Source organism: Anaerosacchariphilus polymeriproducens (assembly GCF_003363435.1).
Taxonomy (GTDB): Bacteria; Bacillota; Clostridia; order Lachnospirales; family Lachnospiraceae; genus Anaerosacchariphilus; species Anaerosacchariphilus polymeriproducens.
This window is the reverse complement of record NZ_QRCT01000013.1, coordinates 151481-176342: the sequence shown is the minus strand read 5'-3', so window position 1 is coordinate 176342 and position 24862 is coordinate 151481. Positions and strand designations below refer to the sequence as shown.

22 protein-coding genes and 1 pseudogene are annotated in these 24862 nt (G+C 32.9%); 22 read left to right on the top strand and 1 reads right to left on the bottom strand.

What is annotated here, in order from left to right:
* Positions 1–312 precede the first annotated feature (312 nt).
* Entirely contained in the window at positions 313–792 is a 480-nt protein-coding gene (locus DWV06_RS05400; RefSeq protein WP_115481153.1) for a permease, read from the top strand.
* Positions 789–1325 (top strand): permease, encoded by a 537-nt coding sequence (locus DWV06_RS05395; protein WP_115481152.1) that lies wholly within the window; start codon positions 789–791, stop codon positions 1323–1325. Before DWV06_RS05400 ends, DWV06_RS05395 begins: the two co-directional genes overlap by 4 nt.
* A gap of 90 nt (positions 1326–1415) precedes the next feature.
* On the opposite strand, the gene DWV06_RS05390 is transcribed toward DWV06_RS05395, so the two are convergent.
* Positions 1416–1760, bottom strand: coding sequence for a PadR family transcriptional regulator (locus tag DWV06_RS05390; RefSeq protein ID WP_115481151.1), 345 nt, complete (start codon positions 1758–1760; stop codon positions 1416–1418).
* A 392-nt stretch (positions 1761–2152) separates the two neighbouring features.
* On the opposite strand from DWV06_RS05390, the gene moeB reads away from it, so the two are divergent.
* The 20 genes and pseudogenes from moeB to thrS all read left to right on the top strand — a co-directional run bounded on the left by moeB (position 2153) and on the right by thrS (position 24467).
* Positions 2153–3283, top strand: a complete 1131-nt coding sequence (gene moeB / locus DWV06_RS05385; RefSeq protein ID WP_115481150.1) for a molybdopterin-synthase adenylyltransferase MoeB — start codon at positions 2153–2155, stop codon at positions 3281–3283.
* Positions 3276–3809 (top strand): hypothetical protein, encoded by a 534-nt coding sequence (locus DWV06_RS05380; RefSeq protein WP_115481149.1) that lies wholly within the window; start codon positions 3276–3278, stop codon positions 3807–3809. The genes moeB and DWV06_RS05380 overlap by 8 nt, the downstream gene beginning before the upstream one ends.
* A 28-nt stretch (positions 3810–3837) precedes the next feature.
* A complete protein-coding gene (locus DWV06_RS05375; RefSeq protein ID WP_115481148.1) occupies positions 3838–5190 on the top strand; it encodes a class-II fumarase/aspartase family protein in 1353 nt (450 codons plus the stop codon).
* Between the two features lie 18 nt (positions 5191–5208).
* Positions 5209–6381, top strand: coding sequence for a Glu/Leu/Phe/Val dehydrogenase dimerization domain-containing protein (locus DWV06_RS05370; RefSeq protein ID WP_115481147.1), 1173 nt, complete (start codon positions 5209–5211; stop codon positions 6379–6381).
* A 14-nt stretch (positions 6382–6395) separates the two neighbouring features.
* Positions 6396–7736: an adenylosuccinate lyase gene (gene purB / locus DWV06_RS05365; protein WP_115481146.1), complete on the top strand. Its 1341-nt coding sequence runs from the start codon at positions 6396–6398 to the stop codon at positions 7734–7736.
* Positions 7737–7762: 26 nt separating this feature from the next.
* Positions 7763–8044 (top strand): MoaD/ThiS family protein, encoded by a 282-nt coding sequence (locus DWV06_RS05360; RefSeq protein WP_115481145.1) that lies wholly within the window; start codon positions 7763–7765, stop codon positions 8042–8044.
* Positions 8045–8079: 35 nt separating this feature from the next.
* Positions 8080–8580, top strand: a pseudogene (epsC, locus tag DWV06_RS05355) (serine O-acetyltransferase EpsC); the annotation flags it as partial.
* 259 nt (positions 8581–8839) lie between these two features.
* A complete protein-coding gene (locus DWV06_RS05350) occupies positions 8840–10618 on the top strand; it encodes an efflux RND transporter periplasmic adaptor subunit (RefSeq protein ID WP_115481144.1) in 1779 nt (592 codons plus the stop codon).
* Positions 10615–12006, top strand: a complete 1392-nt coding sequence (locus DWV06_RS05345; protein ID WP_115481143.1) for an ABC transporter permease — start codon at positions 10615–10617, stop codon at positions 12004–12006. The genes DWV06_RS05350 and DWV06_RS05345 overlap by 4 nt, the downstream gene beginning before the upstream one ends.
* A gap of 9 nt (positions 12007–12015) precedes the next feature.
* Complete coding sequence (locus DWV06_RS05340) at positions 12016–12543, top strand: hypothetical protein (protein ID WP_115481142.1); 528 nt, start codon at positions 12016–12018, stop codon at positions 12541–12543.
* Between the two features lie 3 nt (positions 12544–12546).
* Positions 12547–13224, top strand: a complete 678-nt coding sequence (locus DWV06_RS05335) for an ABC transporter ATP-binding protein (RefSeq protein WP_115481141.1) — start codon at positions 12547–12549, stop codon at positions 13222–13224.
* Positions 13225–13356: 132 nt separating this feature from the next.
* On the top strand, positions 13357–13872 hold the full coding sequence (locus DWV06_RS05330; RefSeq protein WP_115481140.1) for a YcxB family protein: 516 nt from the start codon (positions 13357–13359) through the stop codon (positions 13870–13872).
* Between the two features lie 385 nt (positions 13873–14257).
* Positions 14258–15937, top strand: coding sequence for a formate--tetrahydrofolate ligase (locus DWV06_RS05325; protein ID WP_115481139.1), 1680 nt, complete (start codon positions 14258–14260; stop codon positions 15935–15937).
* A 34-nt stretch (positions 15938–15971) separates the two neighbouring features.
* Positions 15972–16601 (top strand): cyclodeaminase/cyclohydrolase family protein, encoded by a 630-nt coding sequence (locus DWV06_RS05320; protein ID WP_115481138.1) that lies wholly within the window; start codon positions 15972–15974, stop codon positions 16599–16601.
* Positions 16602–16636: 35 nt separating this feature from the next.
* On the top strand, positions 16637–17482 hold the full coding sequence (locus DWV06_RS05315) for a bifunctional 5,10-methylenetetrahydrofolate dehydrogenase/5,10-methenyltetrahydrofolate cyclohydrolase (protein ID WP_115481137.1): 846 nt from the start codon (positions 16637–16639) through the stop codon (positions 17480–17482).
* 65 nt (positions 17483–17547) lie between these two features.
* Positions 17548–18048 (top strand): SEC-C metal-binding domain-containing protein, encoded by a 501-nt coding sequence (locus DWV06_RS05310; RefSeq protein ID WP_115481136.1) that lies wholly within the window; start codon positions 17548–17550, stop codon positions 18046–18048.
* 34 nt (positions 18049–18082) lie between these two features.
* The gene (locus DWV06_RS05305; protein ID WP_115481135.1) at positions 18083–19261 is read left to right on the top strand and encodes an iron-containing alcohol dehydrogenase; all 1179 of its coding nucleotides are present in this window, start codon (positions 18083–18085) and stop codon (positions 19259–19261) included.
* Positions 19262–19534: 273 nt separating this feature from the next.
* Positions 19535–21013 (top strand): diguanylate cyclase domain-containing protein, encoded by a 1479-nt coding sequence (locus tag DWV06_RS05300; protein ID WP_115481134.1) that lies wholly within the window; start codon positions 19535–19537, stop codon positions 21011–21013.
* Positions 21014–21019: 6 nt separating this feature from the next.
* The gene (locus DWV06_RS05295; protein ID WP_115481133.1) at positions 21020–22144 is read left to right on the top strand and encodes a BMP family lipoprotein; all 1125 of its coding nucleotides are present in this window, start codon (positions 21020–21022) and stop codon (positions 22142–22144) included.
* 367 nt (positions 22145–22511) lie between these two features.
* A complete protein-coding gene (gene thrS, locus DWV06_RS05290; RefSeq protein WP_115481132.1) occupies positions 22512–24467 on the top strand; it encodes a threonine--tRNA ligase in 1956 nt (651 codons plus the stop codon).
* Positions 24468–24862 lie beyond the last annotated feature (395 nt).

Below are 24862 nucleotides of genomic sequence, written 5' to 3'. Positions count from 1 at the left end.
CTTAGAGATATGATGTTCTGCCAGACGTTTAATAATTTCGTATTGTTCTTGTGCTTTCATTGATAATGTAACCTTTCGCATTTGTAGTCTCCTCATTTCATTTGTTATGAGGGAAAAGTATACCATATATAATCCTAATAGGACATAATCATGTGTGGTATATAAAGACATTATCAAAAATGGGGTACAAGTAAAAATGGTTAATTAATTATCATCTTGACATAATTCAACACGATTGCTATAATGTATATGTTTAAAACACTATAGTGTAATGTGCATTACTTGAATTCAGTAAAAGTAGGAGGAAGTTTTATGTTTACAGTTGGAATGTATGTATTTACTTTAATTTTGCTGCTATTATCGTTTCTAAAAAGTAGAAGCAAAACAAAAGAAGCCTTGAAAAAAGCATGGAGGTCTTTTGAAAATATTCTTCCGTTGTTTTTAGCTATATTATTGATTGTTGGTATTATACTTTCGATTTTAAGTCCAGAGGTCATATCTAAGATTCTTGGTAGTCAGTCTGGAGTATTAGGGATAATATTGGCTGGAATTATCGGATCTTGTACAGTGATACCAGGATTTGTTACTTTTCCATTGGCAGCCGCATTATTAAAAAACGGAGCAGGATTAATTCCAATTATAGTTCTTGTGTCTACATCTGCCATGGTTGGTATACTAACAATTCCCATTGAATTACAATATTTTTGTAAAAAGTCAACGTATGTTCGGAATTTTCTTGCAATAATTTTTTCATTTATTATTGCATTTATAATGGGGGTAATATTAGGATGAAGAAAATAATTAAAAGATATAAATTTGTTTTTATTATAATAATTTTTAATTTGATCATGTTATTGTTAAAGCCTGATATAGGCATGAATTCAATAGAAACAACTGCAGTAAATTTAAAGGAAATGCTTTGCATTATGCCGCCGGTTTTTTTATTAATTGGAATATTGGATGTTTGGGTCGAACGAGAGACCATGATAAAAATTATGGGAAACAATTCTGGAATTGTAGGTATCGTGATTGCGTTTCTTTTGGGATCAATCGCAGCAGGGCCGGTATATGTTGCTTTTCCGTTTGCCGGAGTTCTGCTTAAGAAAGGTACTAAGTTTTCAAATGTTATTATTTTTCTGGGAGCTTGGTCTGCTACCAAAATACCAATTTCACTATTTGAAGCCTCTGTGTTGGGATGGAAGTTTATGCTGATAAGATATGCATTAGATATTCCAGTCTTATTATTAATTGCATTTATTACGGATAAGGTGGTTTCTAAAAAAGAGAAAGATATGATTTATGAAAAGGCTAAAAATTTAGATTAAATATTTTGTGAAATAAATTAAGATATAAAAAAGCTTTCTATGATAAGATTATAAATTTCATAGAAAGTTTTTTCTTTTTGCAAATGATTTTTATTTTAAAGTTTCATATTCTTCAATAAAATAGTCAAAAATTCTTTTCCTTAATAGAATATCTTGCCGTAATTGTTTCAATTTATCATAGCCTTTTTCGGTTATTTTGTACCACTTTTTGGCTGGTCCAGAAATATCTGTTTCCCAGTATGATAGTACGGCACCTTCTTCTTCTAACTCTTGTAGTGTTCTGTAAATAACAGCACTGTCTATAGAGTAATTTGGCATTTCTTCTTTTAAGGCATTCAGTAAAGCTGCTCCATACAAATCTTTTTTTGCTAAGAACAACAATATAAATGCAGGGGTATGTCGATAGTTTTGTCGCTTTGTTGCTTTGTTTTTCATATCATTCCTCTTCTTTACCATAGTTTGAAAATAGATTGTTTTCTTGATGCGATTATAACATAAATTATTTTATAGTGCAAATTGATAAAAATTTAAGTTTTTATTCCGTTTTTATTGGCAATTTTTTTTCTTGATTTTTGATAATTTTTATCTAAATCTTTAGGCAAAGGCGAAAAGTAAATAGAATAGATAAACATTTCATACTTCCTTTTTTTGATAATAATAAGCATATTTCAACAAAAAAAATTATATTATAGTAAAAATAATGTTTAAAAGTATAGAAATAGTTGATTGATGTTAAATTAAGTAAATATGTGTTGACATAAGTCTTGTCAAGCGTTAACATAGTGTGCAAAACATCTAGATGTAACAATAAAATACGGAGGTGAAAAATGAATATTAATCAATATTCAAGGTACAATAGGCACTTATTGTTAAAAGAAGTTGGAGAAGCCGGGCAGAAAAAATTACTAGATTCAAAAGTTCTTATTATCGGTGTAGGAGGTCTTGGTTCTCCTGTATCATTATATCTTGGGGCTGCCGGAGTTGGGACGATAGGATTAGTTGAATTTGATTCTGTTGATGTTAGCAATCTGCAAAGACAGATTCTTTATGAAACTCAGGATATTAATTTACCTAAAATCCAATGTGCAGCGAAAAGAATTAAAGATATGAACCCAGATGTAAATGTTATCATGCATGAAGAGCCTTTAAAGAAAGAAAATGCATTAAATATTATTGAAAAATATGATTTTGTTGTAGATGCAACTGACAATTTTGCTACAAGATATTTAATAAATGATGCATGTATTTTATTAAATAAAACTTATGTTTACGGGAGCATATATAATTTCGAAGGACAGGTCACTGTTTATGGAGCACCTAATGGACCATGCTTTCGATGTATTAATCCAGAACCTCTGCCTCCGGAAAATCAACCCGGCAGTTTAGCATTAGGTATATTGGGAGTGGTAGCAGGTGTTATCGGTTGTATACAGGCTACAGAAGTGATTAAGTTGATTTGTAATATTGGAGAGCCCTTAATTGGACGCTTATTATTATACGATGCACTTAACATGAAATTTAGGGAAGTAAAAATTAAACCAAATTGTGATTGTACTATTTGCAACCATAATTCAGGTATAGATGCCTTGAAAAATTATGAAGATATTAAAAATTTAGAACCCAAGAATGATGCAATAAAAAAAATTACCTGTGTGGAATTTTATCACAAAATGAATTCAGATGATGATATCGTTATATTGGATGTAAGTGATCAGGAAAACCTAGAAAAAGTAAAATATAAAACTTATAAGAATATTCCCATTAATCTCTTAAGAGAAAATTTAAATACACTTGAGGAATATAAAAATAAAGAGTTTATTATTATTTGTCAATCAGGTGTAAATAGTATGAATGCAGCAAAAGCATTATATGCAAAGGGATATAAGATATTTGGGATTTTAGATGGTGGTATCTTTAATTTAAAAACAACAAAAGAATGGAGAGAAGTTTATGAATAAGCTTATTCTATCAAAGATAGAGAGAGAGAATCTGTTAAACCATTGTTTTCGAAAATTAGATAAAGATTATTTAGAAAGCGAAACAAAAGAACAAAAAGCATATGGATTAGTAAGTGGAACTTTTCATGAAGAATATGTTGCAGTAAATTCTATCATTCCTTTATATAAAAATACCAGAACAAGCAAGGAAGAAAAAGAAAATATGGATAATTTAATGAATAAGTTTGCAATTCCTTCAGAAACCCCTTTAGATAAAAGAGGCTGGGTAGCGGATCCTTTGGAGTTAATGAGTGCAATTAACCGCTGTAAACAAGAAAAATCTGAGTTAATAGGTACATACCATATGCATAGGGTATCTTGGGAACATGACAAACTAAGAGATACGCCTACAGTGATTGATGAAGAATTGGCAAAGAATACGGGGCTAATTATGATAATTATATCTGTTGTAGATAGAGAAAATCCTATTATTAGAGCATTTTACGAAGGAGATATAAAGAAAGAGATACCAATTATTTTCCAATGATAAAGTAGGCAGGTTAAGGAGGGATAGTATGGAATCGGTTTTGAAAAGTCAAATAATTGATTCTGAATTTTTCGGAGAAGATTATTGTACAGAGGAATCAAAAGAAATATTTAGTGATATAAGGAGAATGCAGCGTTGGCTGGATATTGAAAAAGCATTATTAAAAAGTCAAAAATTATTAGGATTGATCCCAGAAGAAGCAGCAGATGAATTGATAAATGCAGGGGAACTGAAAAATTTTGATTTAGATAAAATAAAAAGTGATATAAAAGTAACGAAACATTCATTGATTCCGCTTTTGAATGCTTGGCAGAGATCGGTAAGTTCTGAAGCAGCACAATATATTCATTATGGACCAACAACCCAGGATATAGAGGATACTGCTCAAATGTTAGAAGTGAAAGACATTTTAAAAATTGTAAAAAAGGATTTGAAAAGTATTATAGATATTCTGATAGATTTATCCAGAGAAAATCAAAATGTTGCAATTGTAGGGAGAACACATGCACAAAATGCTTTACCAATGAGTTTAGGTCTTAAATTCGCAGAATGGCTGGATGAAAATATTCGAAACTATAGAAGAGTAGAACATTGTGAAAAAAATCTATTGGTCAGCCAGCTTTTTGGCGGAGTAGGAACGATGGCATCTTTTCAAGGATCAGGATATGAATTATTAAAAGTTTTTTCCGAAGAATTGGGGTTAGGTGTACCGAATGTCGCTTGGCATAATACAAGAGATAGATTTGTTGAACTATTATCAGTTTTAGCATTAATTACAGGTAATTTTGCAAAAATAGCAAATGAAATCATTCAACTAAATAAAAATGGAATTGAAGAATTGTCAGAGCCATTTTCAAATGGCCAGGTAGGAAGTTCTACTATGCCGCATAAACGTAACCCCGAAAAGTGCGAACATATTGTGACACTTGCTAAATTAGTAAAAGGGAATACCAATTTAAATTTTGATACTTTAGAATGTGAACATGAAAGAGATTATCGTTCCTTAAGACTTGAATGGGTCACGATCACAGATACGTGTATGTATGCATGCTGTGCCCTAAAGTCAATAAAAGAAATACTTTCAGGTCTGGTAATTAATCATGAAAATATAAACAAAAATTTAATGGATTCTGCAGAGCTTATTTCATCGGAAGCAATTATGTTTTGGCTAGGCAAGCAAATGGGGAAAAATAAAGCACATAAGGCTGTTTATGAGACAGTAATGAATAAAAATAAAGATAAAAGTTTAGTAGATGAGTTGGTCCAAAAATATTCTTTAGATGAAAAGGAACTAAGGTGCATCGTAGATCCCAAAAATTCACTAGGTGAATCTGGAAAAATGATAGAAAAAGTTATTTTAGATGCGAAAACAATCAAATAAAAGAACGGAGTGAAGAAAATGATAAAGAACGAACCGGATATTATTGTATCATATAAAGATAAAAAGGAAGGATTTAATGGTTGGCTGATTATTGATAATTTAGATTATAAACTGGCTGCCGGAGGAATTCGTGTACAGAAAGGTCTGACTCAGGAACATTTGAAATTAATGGCTCAGAATATGACCAAAAAGATGAAAATCTGCGGACTTCCAATTAGTGGGGCGAAATCCGGTATAGACTATGATCCGGAATCTCCTAACAAAGAGGAAGCAATAAGCCGATTTGTAAAGGCAATAAAGCCCTTTTTGGAAACTAGATATTCTATGGGATCAGATCTCAATACATCAGCAGATGAATTAAATGAAATCGTGAATAAAGAAGGTTTACTGACAATTAAACATGCCATTAAGAATGTACAAAATTTTGATTCGAAAAGTTTTTTGGATCGTTGTAATGTTTTAGAGAACAATGCGGTCGGTAATTGGAAATTAGGAAAAATCAGAGCCGGTTATCAAGTAGCAATGTCTGCTTTAAAAGTCTTAGAACATTTAAATATTAAAAAAGAAAATGCGTCAGTTGCAGTACAGGGCTTTGGTGTATTGGCAAGAGCGGCTATTATTGGTTTAATACAGCATGGTGTAAACATAAGTGCCGTATCTGATATTGATAAAAGTATAATAGCAAAAGAGGGGAATGCATTACCAATTGAGGAGTGGTTAAATCATCCAGGTACCAAACTACCGGATGTAAATAGCACATCCGAGTATGATGTGGTTGACTGCAAAGAGATACTAAATCAAAAGGTAGATATTATGTTATTAGCAGCAATAGAAAATTCTATTACAGTAGAAAATGCGGATCATATCGATGTAAAGGCAGTCGTTCCTGGTGCTAATCTAGCAGTCAGTGAGGAAGCAGAAAAGATTTTATATAAAAGAGATATCGTAGTATTACCTTCTTTTGTTGCAGGAGCAGGCGGTCCGATGTCCATGAATGGATTATATGGACCGAAAGATTGTCCGACCCCTCAAGAAGTACTCGATTATATTAAAATGAAATCTTATGAAGTTGTAGAAATGATTTTATTAAAGAGTAAAACGGAAGATATTACACCATCTGAAGCAGCGGAAAGAATTGTAGATGAGACAAATATAATGGAAGCAGATGTCCCTTATACCGTTTCATTATAAAGGAGGTGGCAGGCATGCCAATTAGTTTTTTAGATTATGAAATACAGGAAGATGTTTATTCTACGCCTGAAATGAAAAAGCTTTTCGATGAAAAAGCCAGATTCCAAAGATGGCTTAATATAGAGGCTGCTCTAGCAGTTACACAAAGTGAGTTTGGTATAATACCTGTAGAAGCAGCTGAAGAAATACATAAAAAGTGTAAATTGCAGTTTATTGACATGGAGAGTTTGAAAGACGAATATAAAGTAAATCGTAATTCCATAGTTCCATTGCTGAAAGAATTAAAAAAAGTATGCGACAATAAATATGGCCAATATGTACATTATGGTGCAACTACACAAGACATAGTTGATACTGGGCAAATATTAGAAGTGAAAGAAATATTAGAAGTTGTTTCTCGTGATTTAAATGAGATAGAAAGAATATTAGTTGATTTAGCAAAAAAGCATAGTAATACACCAATGATTGGCAGGAGTCATGGACAATATGGAATTCCAATTACTTTTGGGTTAAAAGTATCCATTTGGATTTCTGAAATTCGGCGTCATATAAAAAGATTTGATTCCTTAAAAGAAAGAGTTTTAGTGGGACAATTATCAGGTGCAGTAGGAACTAGAGCAGCATTAGGTGATAAAGCAAATAATATAAGTCAGGAAACTTTGAAGAAATTAGGGCTAGATTTTGATATGGTACCTTGGCATACTTCAAGAGATAATATGGCTGAATTAGGTTCTTGCATTGCAATATTAGCTGGTTCGATTGCAAAGATCGCCAATGAAATATTCTTTCTGGGACGTTCTGATGTTATGGAAGTAAGAGAAGGGAAAAAGGCAAAAATATCTATGGGTAGTTCAACAATGCCGCATAAACAAAATCCTGTTTTATGTGAAAGAATCGTTGTGTTATTCAAACATATAAAAGCTCTATCATCCATTACGGTTGAATCAACAATTCATGAAAACGAAAGAGATCCAAGATCCTTATGGGCTGAATGGTTAGCTTTTCCACAGATGTTCGTCTATGTAGGAACCATGTTAAGTTATATCTTGGATGTTTTAAATAATTTAGAAGTCAATGAAGAAAAAATGAAAGAAAATTTATATAAGATTAAAGAACTGGTGACATCTGAATACATTTTATTCAAATTAGGAAAACATATCGGAAAAATGAATGCACAAGAGAAACTGCATGAAATAGTTGAAAAAGCTGAGAAGACGAAAAAAAGTTTTAGAGAGACTTTATTGGCCGATGATGTAAGTAAATACTTAACGGAAGAGGATAGATACATAATGTCACATCCGGAAAATTATATAGGAGAAACTGAAGAAATTGTACAAGCAGTTATAAATTATTAAAGATAAATAAAAAGGAGATTTTGCGAATGAAGATTAAAATTAATTATCTGGCACAAGTAAAGAATGCAGCAGGCTTATCGGAAGAGGTTATGACAGTAGAAGAGAATTGTTCATTGAAACAATTAGTTACTGAATATTTATGCAAAAAAAACAAAGAATTAAAGGACTTATTTTTAAAAGAAAATGGTGAAATTAATCATAGTATTTTAATTTTTGTTGGAGATGAGCAGGCAAAAGCAGATGATTCTACAAAACAATTAGATGATGGTGCAGAGTTGACTATTATGACTCCTATTGCAGGGGGCTGATTTGGAATTTTGTAAGCTTAAGGGAGTTGGAAGATTTGTTTGATAATTTAAAATATGATTTAAATAGAGTTTTAGAAGATGACCCTGCAGCACGTACTAAATTAGAAGTATTTATTCTATATCCATGTATTCATGCTCTAATTGCTTACCGAATTGCTAATTTTTTATATAGACATAAGTTATTTTTAATAGCAAGGGTTATTTCTCAGATTTCCAGATTTTTTACAGGAATTGAGATACATCCCGGAGCAACGATTGGAAAAGGTCTGTTTATTGACCATGGTATGGGAGTAGTCATAGGAGAAACAGCAATTATTGGTGATAATGTTACAATATATCATGGTGTAACATTAGGAGGTACAGGAAAAGACAAAGGGAAAAAAAGGCACCCAACTGTAGGTAATAATGTTGTAATTGGTGCAGGTGCTAAAGTACTGGGATCTATTTATGTAGGAGATGGAGCTAAAATTGGAGCTAATTCGGTAGTATTGAAAGATGTAGTTTCACAATCAACAGCAGTTGGTGCTCCGGCAAAAAACAAAATTAAAATAAATTGTTGTGGCTAATGCGACAAATGTTAGTTTCATAAGATTTGAGCTGCTGTAAGGATTAGATTTGGATAAAATCAAATAAAAAGTAAGTGTAATTGTTAGACGTTAAATAATTGATCTAATAGTTACACTTATTTTAGTTCTTTGTGAAACCTGAAGTGTATTCTTTTGATTTTCATAAGTTCAACACATAACCTTCACCTTGATATGATAATTTTTAGGAAAATAATATTTGGAGGTTAAAATGAAGACAAAAGAAACATCAATTACAATTTGTGGACACAAAATAAAGAAGAAATTTATTTTTGTAGGGATTGGAGCATTTATACTTTTCATAGCAATTATATTAATAATTGTAAAATATACTTTTGCTCAAGACACATCAGAGGAAATTCTTATGAAAGAAACGAAGGTTTTGAAAGGGAATCTAACAACTGGTATAACGGAAAGCGGTAATGCTGCTTTAGAAAGTGTAAGTTTGAATTATGAGGCGTCTACATCCGCTTCTAAAACTACAAATAGTTCTACTAATTCTAATACGTCAACCTCTGAGACGGGTTCATCTTCTGAAAAGTCAGAAAATAATTCTTCTGATACAAACAGTAATTCAGAAGGAGCATCTTCAACGTCCAGCCAGACTTCAGAGTCTTCCCTGCCCAATTTAGTTGTTGAGAAAGTTTATGTTTCAACTGGTGACAGCGTAACTAGTGGAAAGCCAATTATAAAAGTAACTGAAGATAGTTATAAAGCGACACTTAATTGCTTAAATGATGCAATTTCCAGTGCACAGATGAAAGTGAAAAATGCTGAAATTGTGCGTGAATCGAACCAAACAGCTGCAAATTCAACTTTAAAAGAGAATAAAGCAAAAAGTAATTTGGCAAATGAAGAATATAATAATACAGTTGCTAAATTGGCAGAAGCTGTTTCCAATGCACAAGAAAAATTGACAGAAACACAAACAAGTATCAGTACATACCAGTACAATATTGATAATAATACTTATGATACAGAATATAAAGTAAGCGAATTAAAAGAACAAATGGATGCAAAACAGCAAGAGGTTGACAAGTTATTAAAGAAACAAGAAAATTCTTCAAAGGATAAAGCAGAAGAAATTGCTGCTGATTTAAAAAAGGCGAAAGAAGAATTATCTACTTTAAAAAGTAATTATTCAAAGGCGAAAACTAATGCTGAAAAAGATTTATCAGAAGCAAAAATAAAACTTGCAGAATTACAAAGCAATCTTACTTCTTTAGAAAATGCTTTAAATGAAGCGGTTACAGAACAAAAAGAGGGGATTCTGGAAGCAGAAGCAACTCTTGCTCAAGAAAAAATAACGGCTAATAATGCAAGTACTCTATATGATATTACAATGGATGGTATTGATGATGATGTTGAAGATGCACAAGAGAATTTAGAAAATGCAAAGAAGGATTTAAATAATTTTACAGAATTGATTAATACGAATGGTGAAATTCTTGCTAATTGCAGTGGCTTGGTTACAGCAATTAATTATGTGGCAGAAGATGAAATATCTGCAGGTTCTACAATTGCAACTTTTGGAAATTCTGAAAATATAACAGTGACTTTAGATATTGATCAGGAAGATATTGCATCAATTACTACCGAAAGCCAGGTAAATGTAAGTTTTACTGCATATCCAGATGTCATCTATACTGCAGAAGTAATCAATATATCAACAACTGCTTCTTCTGACAATTCTTCTACCGTTACCTATCCTGTTACCATACGCATAACAGGAGATGTTTCAGCATTGTATGAGGGAATGACTGGAAATGCGACCTTTGTTACAAAAGAACTGACAGATGTTGTTTATGTTTCAAATAAAGCGATAACGAAAGATCAAGCTTCTTCTTATGTGAAATTAAAGAAAGAAGATGGTACGACAGAAAAAGTTGAAGTAACGACTGGTTTTTCGGATGGAAGTAATGTTGAAATAAAAGATGGGTTAATAGAAGGTGATACTGTTATGATAGAAAGTCAGGTGAATAAAAAATGAGATTTGTTGAATTACTCCGCCTGGTCTGGATAAACATTTTGCAAAATAAGTTTAAAGTACTGTTGACCAGTGTAGGTATTATTGTAGGTGCTGCAACGATTGTAATGGTAATTGCAGTAGGAAAAGGTGGTCAAGCAGATGTTGCAGAGCAATTCAAGAATTTAAATGCCGGAGCTATCGATGTTTCATTTTCTACAGATAATGGAAAATCTTCTACACCTGAAATAGGTGGAGGAAATATTCCAGAGAAAGGCAGTCCTTCTAATTCGAATAGCAAGTCCAATGCAATGCCTGGAAATATACCATCTTCAGGAGGGGGTAAAACACGTGGAGAGGGTAACAGTAATAATTCTAACAATAGAATGGATATGTTTGGTGGGGGTCCAAACAGTACAGATCGTATGCTGAATAAAGAAAAGATTACGCTTACAGCAGAAGATGTAGAAGACATTACAGATTTTATACCTGATATTGATGAGGTAACAATCTCTTTTTCAACGAAATCTACAGTTACAGGAGGGGAACTAGAAGAAGAAACATCATATACAGTTGCAGGCGTGAAGGAAAACTATGCGGATATGAGCAATTTAACACTTTCCATTGGCGATTTTATTACAGACAGTAATGATGATAATAAAGAAAAAGTTTGTATTCTGGGATATGATTTAGCAGTAGAAATATTTGGTTCAGCAATGGATGCTTATGATTGTACCATTTATATTAATCAAAAACCATATATAGTAAATGGCGTTTTAGATCAAATGGGAGTCGTATCTTCTGGGATTAGTCCTGATACATCAATTTTTATTCCATATAATACAGGAATAAAATATTTAACCGGTAAAGAAGTAAGTCCAACTATAACAGTTATTGCCTCCAATGTAGATAATGTAGAGACAGTTAAGACAAATATTGAAACAATTTTAGCTGAGACCTATCCCAATTCTACTTTTACATTAACAGACGCGGGAAGTAAAATGGAGGCGGCTCTTGAGTCTTCGAATACACTTACTCTTATGTTAATTGTAGTTGCTGGAATTGTTTTTATTGTAGGAGGAATTGGTATCATGAATGTTTTATTTGTTTCTGTAAAGGAACGGACGAAAGAAATAGGAATTTTAAAGGCGATAGGATGTTCCCAAAGAGATATTTTGATTGAATTTCTTACAGAAGCTGGGATGATAAGTATTTTTGGAGGAATTTCAGGTGTTCTATTAAGCCTTATTATTTTGCTGATTGCACCCAAGATAGGAATTCGTGTTATCCCTTCAGGACAAGGATTTTTATTAGCTATTGTATTTGCATTTATAACGGGCACTGTATTTGGTTTCTATCCTGCATGGAAGGCTTCAAAGCTTGTTCCTGTTGAAGCACTTAGTGAAGAGTAGGAGGTTTTTATGAAAAAAGCAGGAGTATTATTTCTAATCAGTGTGTTACTTTTTACTGGATGCAGTAATTCTTTATCTTCAAAAAATATTGCTTTGACAGGCGAAATAAAATTAGAGAATAATCAAAGTCTGTTGTATGGAAAAATTACGGAAATTAATGGTAATGAAATTACTTTTGATGTACTCGAGGCCGGAACAATAGAAAATAAAGAAAGAACAGATATGCCAAGTGATGATGAGCAGACATCTGATCAGAGAAACATTTCAAACAGAAAAGGAAAAGATAGAAATACAAAAGAAAACAAAGAAGATAATACAAAAGAAAATAAAGAAGATAATAAAAAAGAAAATAAGGTCATATATAAATCAACAGGGGAAGAGCAAACTAGAATAATTCCTGTTGGAACAAAAGTTACCACTCTTCTTGGTGTGGAATCTACCTTTTCAAGAATAGCAGTTGATGATACGATTGTTATGGTCATTGAGCAAAATGACAATGACGAAGATACAATTGTTTCCGTTTATATAGTGGGGTGACAAATGAAAAATATAATTGAAATGAAAAATATAAATAAGTTTTACAAAATGGGAAATGAGTCTCTACATGTTCTGAAAAATATTAATTTAGATGTAGAAGAAGGGGATTTTCTGGCAATTTTAGGACCATCAGGCTCAGGAAAATCTACCCTGATGAATATGATTGGATGTATGGATCGTTTTAATGAAGGTGAATATTATTTAGATAATGTAGCCATTCATGAGACAAAAGAAAAAAAGTTGACTAACATAAGGAATCAAAAAATAGGATTTATTTTTCAGAAATATCATTTAATATCAACGTATTCTGTTCAGCAGAATATAATGATTCCTCTATTAACAAGGGGTATCACTTATCAGCAGGCGTTAGAGGAATGTACAGATACGATACAATTACTAGGACTTGATAAAAGATTAAATCATAAGCCTTCTGAACTATCAGGTGGTCAGCAGCAAAGAGTGGCAATAGCAAGAGCACTGGTAGGTAATCCTGCTATACTTTTAGCGGATGAACCTACCGGAGCATTGGATAGTCATACAGGTAAGGATGTATTATCATTATTTAAGAAGTTAAATGATATGGGAAATACAATCATTATGATTACCCATGATTTAGAAGTTGCAAAACATGCAAAGCATATAGTAAATATTATTGATGGAGAACTTTCAATGGTGAATTAAAGTATACAAAGTAACCGGTAATATCTAAACCGGTTATTTTTTTTGCATTGACAGTGTTACTTTGTTTATGTCAGAATTAGAAAGAATTAATTTGAAAGAAAATAATAAGATTTTTTGAGAGAAGGGATACGAATGTTAGAACCCATATTTTCAGTAAAAACAACTATGGAAAAAGAAGATTATAAAAAATTTTTGTATATTGCAATTTTTTGCAAAAATAAACTATTAGTTCCAGTTATTATATTACTTACAATCATTGGAAGTTTAATAATTAACTATTCAAATTTATTAGCAATAATTTTAACCTGGATTTTATTATTTGTTTTATCGATAGCCTCTCTATGTTTTATGGTGGTAACAAAAAATAAACAGCGATTAAAGTCTAATAAAGCAGGTGAGTTTGGAAGTTTTATTGTTTGGAAGTACTATGATGAAAAAATTATAATGGAAAATGAAGTATTTCATGCAACGGAAATGCGATATGACCAAATTTATCAGCTTTTAGAAAGCAAAGATTATTTTATTTTCTATTTAACTAAAAATCAGGCATCCTTGGTTAGAAAAAGAGATTTTAAGCAAGTAAGTGATTTTAAAGAATTTATTATTTCAAAGTTTGAAAATAATTATAAGTATATAAAATTTATTTAATAAATTAATGTACTGCTCGTAAAAAGGGATGATTGAAAAAGATTTTAGTAAATGGTATTATATTCTAGAATGAGCTGAAAATATTAGATGTAATGATAAATTGTTTTTTCATTATAATAAGAGTTTTTCCAAGATTGAGAAAGAGAATACGAGAAGCCTGTAAACGCCTTTGTTTAAAGACTTCCCGTATGCTAAAGGGGAGGATAAGTATTTTCCTTTTCTTTTGTCCATAGTATAATCGGTGGGGGACTCAATTATACTATCTGTTAATCTCACTGTGAAACGTAAGCTTTTTCATAACTGAGATTATTTATAGTATGAAACAGAAAAATAATTTTTATTCAAAATAATTAAAAAAAGTTAAAAAATTTTAGGAGGTTATTAAATGGGTTATAAAAGTGACTTACAAATCGCACAAGAGAATAAGATGCAGGTAATTAATCAAATAGCTGATGAAATAGGTGTTCCGGAGCAATATGTGGAGAATTACGGAAAGTATAAAGCCAAAATAGACTACCGTTACTATAATGAAGAGTTAAAAAACAAAAAGGATGCAAAATTAGTTTTGGTTACAGCAATTAATCCAACTCCGGCAGGAGAAGGTAAAACAACGACTACGATAGGGTTAGCAGATGCATTGAAACAAATGGGGAAAAAGTCATTGGTAGTCCTTCGTGAACCATCATTAGGACCGGTATTTGGATTGAAAGGTGGAGCTGCAGGTGGCGGTTATGCACAAGTAGTTCCAATGGAAGATATAAATTTGCATTTCACAGGAGATATTCATGCTATTGGTGCAGCAAATAATTTGTTGGCAGCTATGTTAGATAATCATATACACCAAGGAAACAAACTAAATATTGATTTAAAGCGTGTCACATGGAGAAGAGCAGTTGATATGAATGACCGGCAGCTTAGAAATATCGTAGATGGGATGGGAAATAAAGGAGATGGTGTGACCAGACAGGATGGTTTCGATATTACGGTTGCTTCAGAAATGATGGCTGTTTTTTGTCTGGCATCTGATATTACAGATTTAAAAGAAAGAGCAGCACGCATTGTGGTAGCTTACAATCGAGATGGAGAACCAGTTACAGCCGGAGATTTAAATGCACAGGGAGCCATTGCAGCTTTATTAAAGGATGCATTAAAGCCCAATTTGGTACAAACACTAGAGAAAACACCAGCATTTATTCATGGAGGTCCTTTTGCTAATATTGCTCATGGGTGTAACAGTGTTATTGCGACTAAAATGGGAATAAAATTGGCAGACTATGTTATTACAGAGGCAGGTTTTGGAGCAGATTTAGGAGCAGAAAAGTTCATTGATATAAAATGCAGGACAGCTGGAATCAAACCGAATGCAGTTGTTATTGTGGCAACGGTGAAGGCGCTTAAATATAATGGCGGAGCACCAAAAACTGAGTTAGATGATATAAATTTAGAAGCATTAGAAAGAGGTATTCCCAATTTGTTAAAACATGTAGAGAATATCACTCAGGTCTATCATTTGCCTGCAGTCGTAGCAATTAATAAATTTCCTACAGATACGCATGAGGAAATTACATTAATTAAGAATCAATGTCAAGAAGTAGGTGTGAAAGTTGTTTTGTCTGATGTATGGGCTAAAGGTGGTGCAGGTGGACAAGAACTGGCAGAGGAAGTGTTACGATTAGTTGAAGAAGAAAGTGAATTGGATTTTGTTTATGAATTAGATTGGCCAATTAAAGATAAGATTGAAGCGATAGCAAAGAAAATATATGGAGCTGACGGTGTAGATTTCACACCAAAAGCCAATAAAGAAATTGAGGGATTGAAAAAATCAGGGTTTGATAAATTGCCGATATGTATGGCCAAAAATCAATATTCACTAACAGATAATCCTGCAAAATTAGGAAGGCCCAAAGGATTCCGTATTACGGTCAGAGAAATCACCCCTTCTATTGGTGCTGGATTTTTGGTAGCATTAACAGGTGATATTATGAAAATGCCCGGATTGCCTAAAGTACCGGCAGCAGAAAAAATAGATGTGGATGAGAATGGAATGATCAGTGGATTGTTCTAATGTTTGAGATACCTATAGAAAGGAGTCATAACAAATGATGTATGAAGATAAAATTCAGGACTTTATTGAGGTTTTATCCTCAGATGCTCCTGTTCCCGGAGGCGGTGGTGCGTCAGCTTTGGCTGGCTCTATGGGAATGGCACTGGGAAGTATGGTCGCCAATCTTACCAAAGGAAAGAAAAAATATGCAAGTGTTCAAGATGATATCATAAGAATACTTAATAAAGCCAAAGAACTTCAGGAACGATTACTTAATTTTATGGAGGAAGATGCCAGAGCGTTTGAACCTTTATCGAAAGCTTATGGTTTACCAAAAGAAACGAAGGAAGAGCAAGAAAAACGAGATATTATTATGGAAGAAGCGTTACTTGTTGCCAGTCTTACACCAATTAAGATAATGGAGACTTGTTTAGAAGTAATGGAATTATTAGAAGAATTGGAAGCAAAAGGGACACGCATTGCCATAAGTGATGTTGGTGTCGGAATTCAATTAACAAGAGCATCTTTAATAGGAGCCTCTATGAATGTTTATATTAATACCAAATTGATGAAAGACAAAAAGAAGGCAGAAGAATTAAATAAAAAATCGGATACGCTGATTCAAGAAGGTACTAGAAAAGCAGATATCATCTATGAAAAAGTATTAAATGGAATCAGAGGATAATAAAGAAATAATATATAAACGTAGAGGAGGAAGAAATGGAAATTTTAAAAGGTGCAGATGTAGTAGCCGCAATAAATGAAGAATTGCAGGATGAACTTAAAAAATTTGGAAAAGAGATTCCTCATTTGGCAATTATCCGAGTAGGAGAAAGGCCTGATGATATTGCATATGAACGGGGAGCCATGAAACGGTTAAACGGGATTGGCTTAAAATGCTCTAATTATATATTTCCGGAAACGATTACTCATGAAGAATTTACTTCGGAATTTAAAAAAGTAAATGAGGATAAAACAATTGATGGGATTTTATTATTACGACCATTGCCAAAGCAGATCGATGAGAAAGCGATAGAGACACTAATTGATCCACAGAAAGATATAGATGGAATCAGTCCTATGAATCTTGCTAAAGTTTTTGCAGGAGACGATACAGCTTATGCGCCTTGCACTGCAGAAGCTGTGATAGAAATGATAGATTTTGCGGGTATAGATCTGACAGGAAAGCGAGTTACGGTAGTGGGAAGAAGTCTGGTAGTGGGAAAACCTCTTGCCATGCTTTTACTTAAGAAGAATGCCACGGTTACAATCTGCCATACAAAAACGAAAGAAATGGAGAATACCTGCAAAAATGCCGAAGTTATTATTGCAGCAGCAGGAAAAGCTAAGATGTTGAACGATTCTTATGTTGGAAAAAACGCTATCGTAATTGATGTTGGTATTAATATGGATGAGAATAACAAGCTATGTGGAGATGTTGATTTTGAAACAATAAAGGATATAGCTGCAATGGCTACTCCGGTTCCGGGAGGTGTAGGAACGGTGACGACTTCTGTCTTAGCCAAACATCTTATTAAGGCAGCAAAATTGAAAAAAATATTTTGAAAAATTAATAGAAATAAGATATACTATTTTAAGTGAATTAGAATAGTATGGAGGATAATAAAAATATGACATTATTAGAGCAATGGAGAAATGCTGCTTACTCTCAAGAAGCAGATCCAAAAGAACTTGAGAAATTTTGGCAGAGATATTTTATAAAAGAAAAAGGTGTATATGAACAACTATTATCAAATCCGAAAGAAGTTGTAGAAGGAACTGTGAAAGAACTTGCTGATAAATTTGAATTAGAGCTTATGGCAATGGTAGGTTTTTTAGATGGAATTAATGATAGTTTAAAATGTCCGAATCCAATTGAAGAAATGACAGAGGATACAAAAGTAAGTTTAGAATTTGATATGGAACTTCTATACAAAAATATGATTGGAGCAAAAGCAGACTGGTTGTATGAGCTGCCACAATGGGACGACCTTTTAACTGAAGAAAGAAAAAAAGAATTATATAAAGAACAAAAGTCTTCTACTACGATTGTAAATGGCCCTAAAATTGGAAGAAATGATCCATGTCCTTGTGGAAGCGGTAAGAAATATAAAAAATGCTGTGGCAGATAATTCAGAATAGATAGTTGTAGAAAGGAGTGTAATGATGAGAAATTTCAGATTCTATGCACCTACGAAAGTTGTGTTCGGCAAAGATACAGAATCCAAAGTTGGAGGATTAGTGAAAGAACAAAATTGTAAAAAAGTTTTGGTTCATTATGGCGGTAATAGTGCAAAAAAGTCAGGTTTATTAGATCGTATTTATGATTCTTTGAAAGAAGCAGGAATTGATTATGTAAGCCTTGGAGGAGTTGTACCGAATCCACGTCTTTCAAAAGTATATGAAGGTATTGAACTTTGTAAAAAAGAAGGAGTAGATTTTATCCTGGCAGTAGGCGGGGGAAGTGTAATTGACTCTGGAAAAGCCATTGGATATGGAATGGTAAATGATTGCGATGTTTGGGACTTGTATGAAAGAAAGGCACAGCCAAAAGGATGTCTTCCTATAGGAGCTGTTCTAACTATTGCTGCAGCAGGAAGTGAAATGAGTAATTCTTCTGTTATTACCAAAGAAGAAGGAGAGCTAAAACGTTCTTGTAATAATGATTTTGCAAGATGTAAATTTGCCATCATGAATCCGGAATTAACTTATACATTACCTCAGTATCAAACACAAAGCGGTTGTACTGATATTTTAATGCATACCATGGAACGATATTTTACAACAGTTAAAAATACTGAGTTAACAGATAGTATTGGTGAAGCACTTATGAAAACAGTTATCCATAATGCTAAAATTTTGATGAAAGAACCTGAGAACTATGATGCACGCGCAGAAGTTATGTGGGCATCCAGCATCTCACATAATGACTTGACAGGATGTGGTACGATAGGTGATTGGGCAAGTCATCAAATAGAGCATGAACTTGGTGGAATGTTTGATGTTGCTCATGGAGCCGGACTAGCCGCTGTTTGGGGAAGTTGGGCAAGATATGTTTATAAAACTGATGTAAACCGTTTTGCAAAATTTGCAGTAAATGTATTAAATGTACCGAATAATTTTTCCAACCCGGAAAGAGTAGCATTAGAAGGTATTGAAGCAATGGAAAATTTTTATCGTGAAATTGGAATGCCCACATCCATAAAAGAATTAGGAATCAATATTACTGATGAGCAGATAAGCGAAATGGCACAAAAGTGCACTCATGACAATACAATTACAATAGGCGGATTTCAGAAATTGAATAAGGAAGATGTTGAGAAAATTTTCCAAGCAGCTAGATAATATAAGAAAATGTAGATGAAGGGGGTTCCAGAAGTCATTGATGACTTTAGGGACTTCTTTTCTTTAAGATTTGATATATAATTCATTGAAATACAAGTCAAAAGAGATAAAAAATGTGTAAATATAAACATTAAAGAAATGAATAAACCAGTAATCAGACAATATAAAGTAAAAGCATTATTTAACCGAATGTTTAATTGAAAAAACGTTTTAGAAATGTTATACTTATAATAATTGAAAATTTATATTAAAATATGAATATAGAGGAATCTAATGAATATGAAAGACAAAAAACCACCAAGGTTGTTTGTAATATTTTTACCAGTAAGTGTATTATTAGTGCTGATTCTTATCTTATTATATAATTTTGGTACTACCAGTAAGCAGACAGCCAAATCAGTAGTTGAAGATGATTTGAAAATTGAAGTTGAAGAATTTTCTTCTAGGATCTGTGAAGAACTTGATTTTATGACAAGAATGGGGATGTCATATCGAGATTTAATGTCAATTATGACAATAAAAAATCCTAGTGATACGTTACGAATGATAGGAACACTTTGTAATAATTCCAATGCGTACATGGTGGTATATTGTGATAATGAAGGTATTGGAGTGACACAAAGTGGTATTAAAGTAAATGTAGCGAAAGATAAATTTCTTAGTTCAAATAAAAAAGAACAGTATTATGCATACATACAAAAAGAGAAGATAATGCAGGCGGAAGCGGTTGTCTCAGTAATTCCGGTAGTAAAAAATGAGAAGATTGATGGTTACATTTTAATGTATTATTCTGTTAGTCGTATACGAAAACTCTTTCAACAGGATATGATAAATGAAAATTCATTTTTATTATTTAGTGTAGACGAAGGCATTGTAATTACAACAGAAGGGTTAGAAGAAAAATTTACAGAAGGTACTTCTTTAATTAAATTTCTTAAGGATACAGATTCAAATGTTGATATAAAGTCAGTTCAAGCAGCTATGGAACGGCAAAACAGCACTTCAACTTTTTTAAAAATGAATGGTAAATCCAAATATGTCATTTATACACCGATAGGAATAAATGATTGGTATATTGCAATTGGCTACGAAGAATCCCTTTATAATTTGAAATTAACAAGTGAATGGGGCATCATGAAAAATCTTATTACATATTTACTGATACTGATTTTTGTATTTGTTATAGGAATGATAGCAATTACTCTTATCATGAACATTATTTACTTAAGACATAATAAAAATTTGCAAAAAGAAGTGGATATGGATTTATTGACGGGCTTATATAATAAGATAGCTACGGAACGGGAAATTAAAAAATATATGGAGGAAAATCCAAAAACAGGTGCAATTATGTTTATCTTTGATATTGATGATTTCAAAGGTATCAATGATAGTATGGGACATGTAATAGGGGATAAGGTTCTAAAGTCTATTGGCCGGTATATGAGAGAAGTATTTCAAGAAAATAGTGTAGTAGGAAGGGTTGGTGGTGATGAATTCATAATATTTATTTTTAGAGTAGAATCCGAGCAGGATTTAAATGAGGAAGTTCAAAAAGTTAATAATATATTTAAAGAATTTACAGAGATTGTGGACATAGAAGCACCTATTTCTGCAAGCATTGGAGCCGCCGTATATCCAATTGAAGCAAATAGTTTCGAAGAATTATATAAAGTTGCAGACAGCGCTTTATATAAGGCAAAGAAAAACGGAAAAAATCAACTAGTACAAAATAGAGATAATAGAGGATAGGCAGTCATGAAAATAAAAAAAATACAATCATCAGTTTTATTTTGTTTATGTATCATTTGTATCTCTATGATAGGATGCGGTAATGCGAATGATACAAAAATTATTTCGAAATCAGAAATAGAACAATCGGAACAAAAGAAAGTAAAATGTGATATTGCATTGGTAACGGATCTTGGAACTATTGGTGACAGGTCATTTAATCAAGCTTCCTGGGTAGGGATAGAAAAGTATGCAAAAGAAAATAACCTAAAATGTAAATTTTATCAGCCGGAGGAAGGAACTACTTATGCTTATGTTGATACCATCGATATAGCAGTTGCAGATGGAGCCAAGCTAGTTGTTTGTCCGGGGTATTTATATGAGACCCCTGTTTTTGTTGTTCAAGATAAATATCCCAATGTATGTTTTATCTTAATTGATGGAGAACCTCATAATTCTGCCTATACAGAAACAAAAATAAATAAAAATGTATTAGCCATATTGTTTGAAGAGGAACAAGCAGGATTTCTTGCCGGTTATGCTGCTGTAAAGGATGGGAATACTAAGCTTGGATTTATGGGAGGTATGGCAGTTCCGGCTGTGATTCAATATGGATATGGATTTGTTCAGGGAGCAGACTTAGCAGCGAAAGAATTAGGGATTAAAATTGAGATTACATATACCTATACCGGATCATTTACAGAATCATATGAAACACAGATTATGGCTGCTTCCTGGTATAAAAATGGAACTGATGTAATTTTTGCTTGTGGAGGAGCTCTTGGTAATTCTGTAATGGTAGCTGCAGAAGCTTCCAATGCAAAAGTGATAGGTGTTGACACAGACCAGAGCCAGGAATCAGAAACAGTGATAACTTCAGCAATAAAGATGATTACAGATGCTGTATATGTTTCTGTAAAAGATTATTTTGATGGTACTTTTAAAGGAGGAGTCAAAGAGGTTTTTTCAGCAGAAACTGCAGGAGTCGGCTTACCAATGCAAAATTCAAAATTCAAATCTTTTACAAAAAAAGATTATGATAAAATTTATAAGAAATTAGTTTCAGGTAAGATTAAAATATTTAGTAGAACAGATAATTCTACAACAAAAGATATCCCCTTAAAATTTACAAAAGTTAATTTCATACAGTAGAATCTTAATTACAATTTCGGTATAAAAAGGTTTGACAAAATAAATTGCTATGATATAATAAATTTTATCTTAAGAAAGAATATAATGTAGTAACACGTTGAAGAGAAGAGTAAGGTGGGAAATATTTCAGAGAGGGATGCTGTCTTAAAAGATGAGCTGTGAGTGTCCTAATAGGAACCATTTGAAAACTACCTCTGAGTGACCCCAATCCGGTCCGGTGATTCCGTTATCATCAAAAAGTGGTTTTTTGTAGTGTAGTTTATCACTATGAGAAGCAATTAGGGTGGAACCGCGATAGTTATCGTCCCTTTCTGCAATGGCAGGAAGGGACGTTTTTTATTATATATGAAAGAAAAGGAGAGAGAAAATGAAAGTTAAGTTGAAAGATGGATCTGTTAAAGAATATACTCAACCAATATCTGTTATCGAAATTGCTTCAGATATAAGTGAAGGGCTGGCCAGAGCTGCGTGTGCAGGTGTAATCAATGAAGAAGTAGTAGATCTTAGAACAGTTGTGGATGAGGATTGTGAATTAAATATTTTGACAGCTAATGATAAAGAAGGGTTGTCTGCGCTTAGACATACTACTTCACATGTACTGGCAGAAGCAGTAAAACGTTTATATCCGAATGCGAAGTTAGCCATTGGGCCATCGATTGACACTGGATTTTATTATGATTTTGAATCCCAGTCTTTTACAAGAGAAGATTTAGATGCTATTGAAAAAGAAATGAAAAAAATTATCAAAGAAGGGGAGAAACTTGAGAAGTTTACTCTGCCACGTGAAGAAGCGATTGCATTTATGAAAGAAAAAAACGAACCATATAAAGTAGAATTAATTGAAGATTTGCCGGAAAATTCAATTATCTCTTTTTATAAGCAAGGGGATTCATTTGTAGATTTATGTGCAGGTCCCCACTTAATGAGCACGAAAAACATTAAAGCTTTTAAATTAATTTCTTCTTCAGGAGCATATTGGAGAGGAAGCGAAAAAAATACTATGCTTACCAGAATTTATGGTACTGCATTTGGAAAAAAAGACGAACTAAAAGAGTATTTAGAATATTTAGAAGATATAAAAAAACGAGATCATAATAAATTGGGACGTGAAATGGAACTTTTTACAACCGTAGATGTTGTCGGACAAGGACTTCCTTTATTTATGCCGAAAGGAACTGCAATGATACAGACTCTGCAAAGATGGATTGAAGATGAAGAAGAGCGCCGAGGATATGTGAGGACCAAGACTCCGCTTATGGCTAAAAGTGATCTTTATAAAATTTCAGGGCATTGGGATCATTATAAAGATGGAATGTTTGTATTAGGAGATGAAGAGACAGATAAAGAAGTATTTGCATTACGTCCAATGACCTGTCCGTTCCAATACTATGTTTACAAAGCAGGGCAACATTCCTATCGTGATCTGCCTATCCGCTATGGAGAAACTTCAACATTGTTTAGAAACGAAGATTCAGGAGAAATGCATGGATTGACTCGTGTACGTCAGTTTACGATCAGTGAAGCACATATAATTACAACACCTGAACAAATTAATGAAGAATTTAAAGGGTGCGTTGATTTAGCTATGTATTGTTTGAAAACATTGGGCTTAGAAAATGACGTAACATATCGTTTGTCAAAATGGGACCCCAATAATAAAGAAAAATACATTGGAGATGAGACTTATTGGGAAACAACACAAGGTAAGATGCGTGAACTTTTGAAAGAACTTAAAGTTCCATTTGTAGAGGCAGAAGGAGAAGCCGCATTCTATGGTCCCAAACTTGATATTCAAACAAAGAATGTGTATGGAAAAGAAGATACAATGATTACAATACAAATGGATTGTGCGATTGCAGAACAATTCGATATGTTCTATATAGATGAGAATGGAAATAAAAAACGTCCTTATATTATACACAGAACATCAATTGGCTGTTATGAAAGAACACTAGCTTGGCTTATCGAAAAATATGAGGGAAAATTCCCAACATGGATGTGCCCGGAACAAGTTCGAGTACTGCCTATCTCAGAAAAATATGTAAGTTACGCCAATCAGGTCTTAGAAAAATTGAGAAATAATGGTATCAAAGCGACGGTAGATGCAAGAGACGAAAAAATCGGATATAAGATACGTGAAACACGACTTCAAAAAGTTCCTTATATGCTGGTAGTTGGACAGAAAGAGGAAGAAGAAGGAACTGTTTCTGTCAGAAGCAGATTTTCAGGAGATGAAGGTCAAAAAATATTAGAACAATTTATAGATCAAATTTCAAAAGAAATTAGAACAAAAGAGATTCGAAAGATCCAAACAGAAGAGTAGTGGAATATTCCCATAAAATGCTTTGTTTCAACGATTATGCCAAACATTACAATGAGCCTTAAAACAAAACGAATATCAGGAGAGCCTTCTATTCGTTTTAAGTCTCATTTTCATGGCATAAGAGTTTCCACAAATCATTTTATGGGAATATATACGGAAGGTAGTGGCTAAAACCTAAGAGAAAAACGGTTATGGAAAATGTTTGAACATATATCTAAATTTTAACCTAATAAGTTCAAGCAGACAGTAAACAAGTGAAAGTCCAACAGCCACTACCAGCAAGTTCCCCATCTGTTTTCACGCCTACTTGAATGTATTTAGGGTATCTTAGTTCTGGAACTGGATGCTTTTGTCTGGAAATCCCACCTGTTTGAGAGCAGCATGCTCGAGTTTGG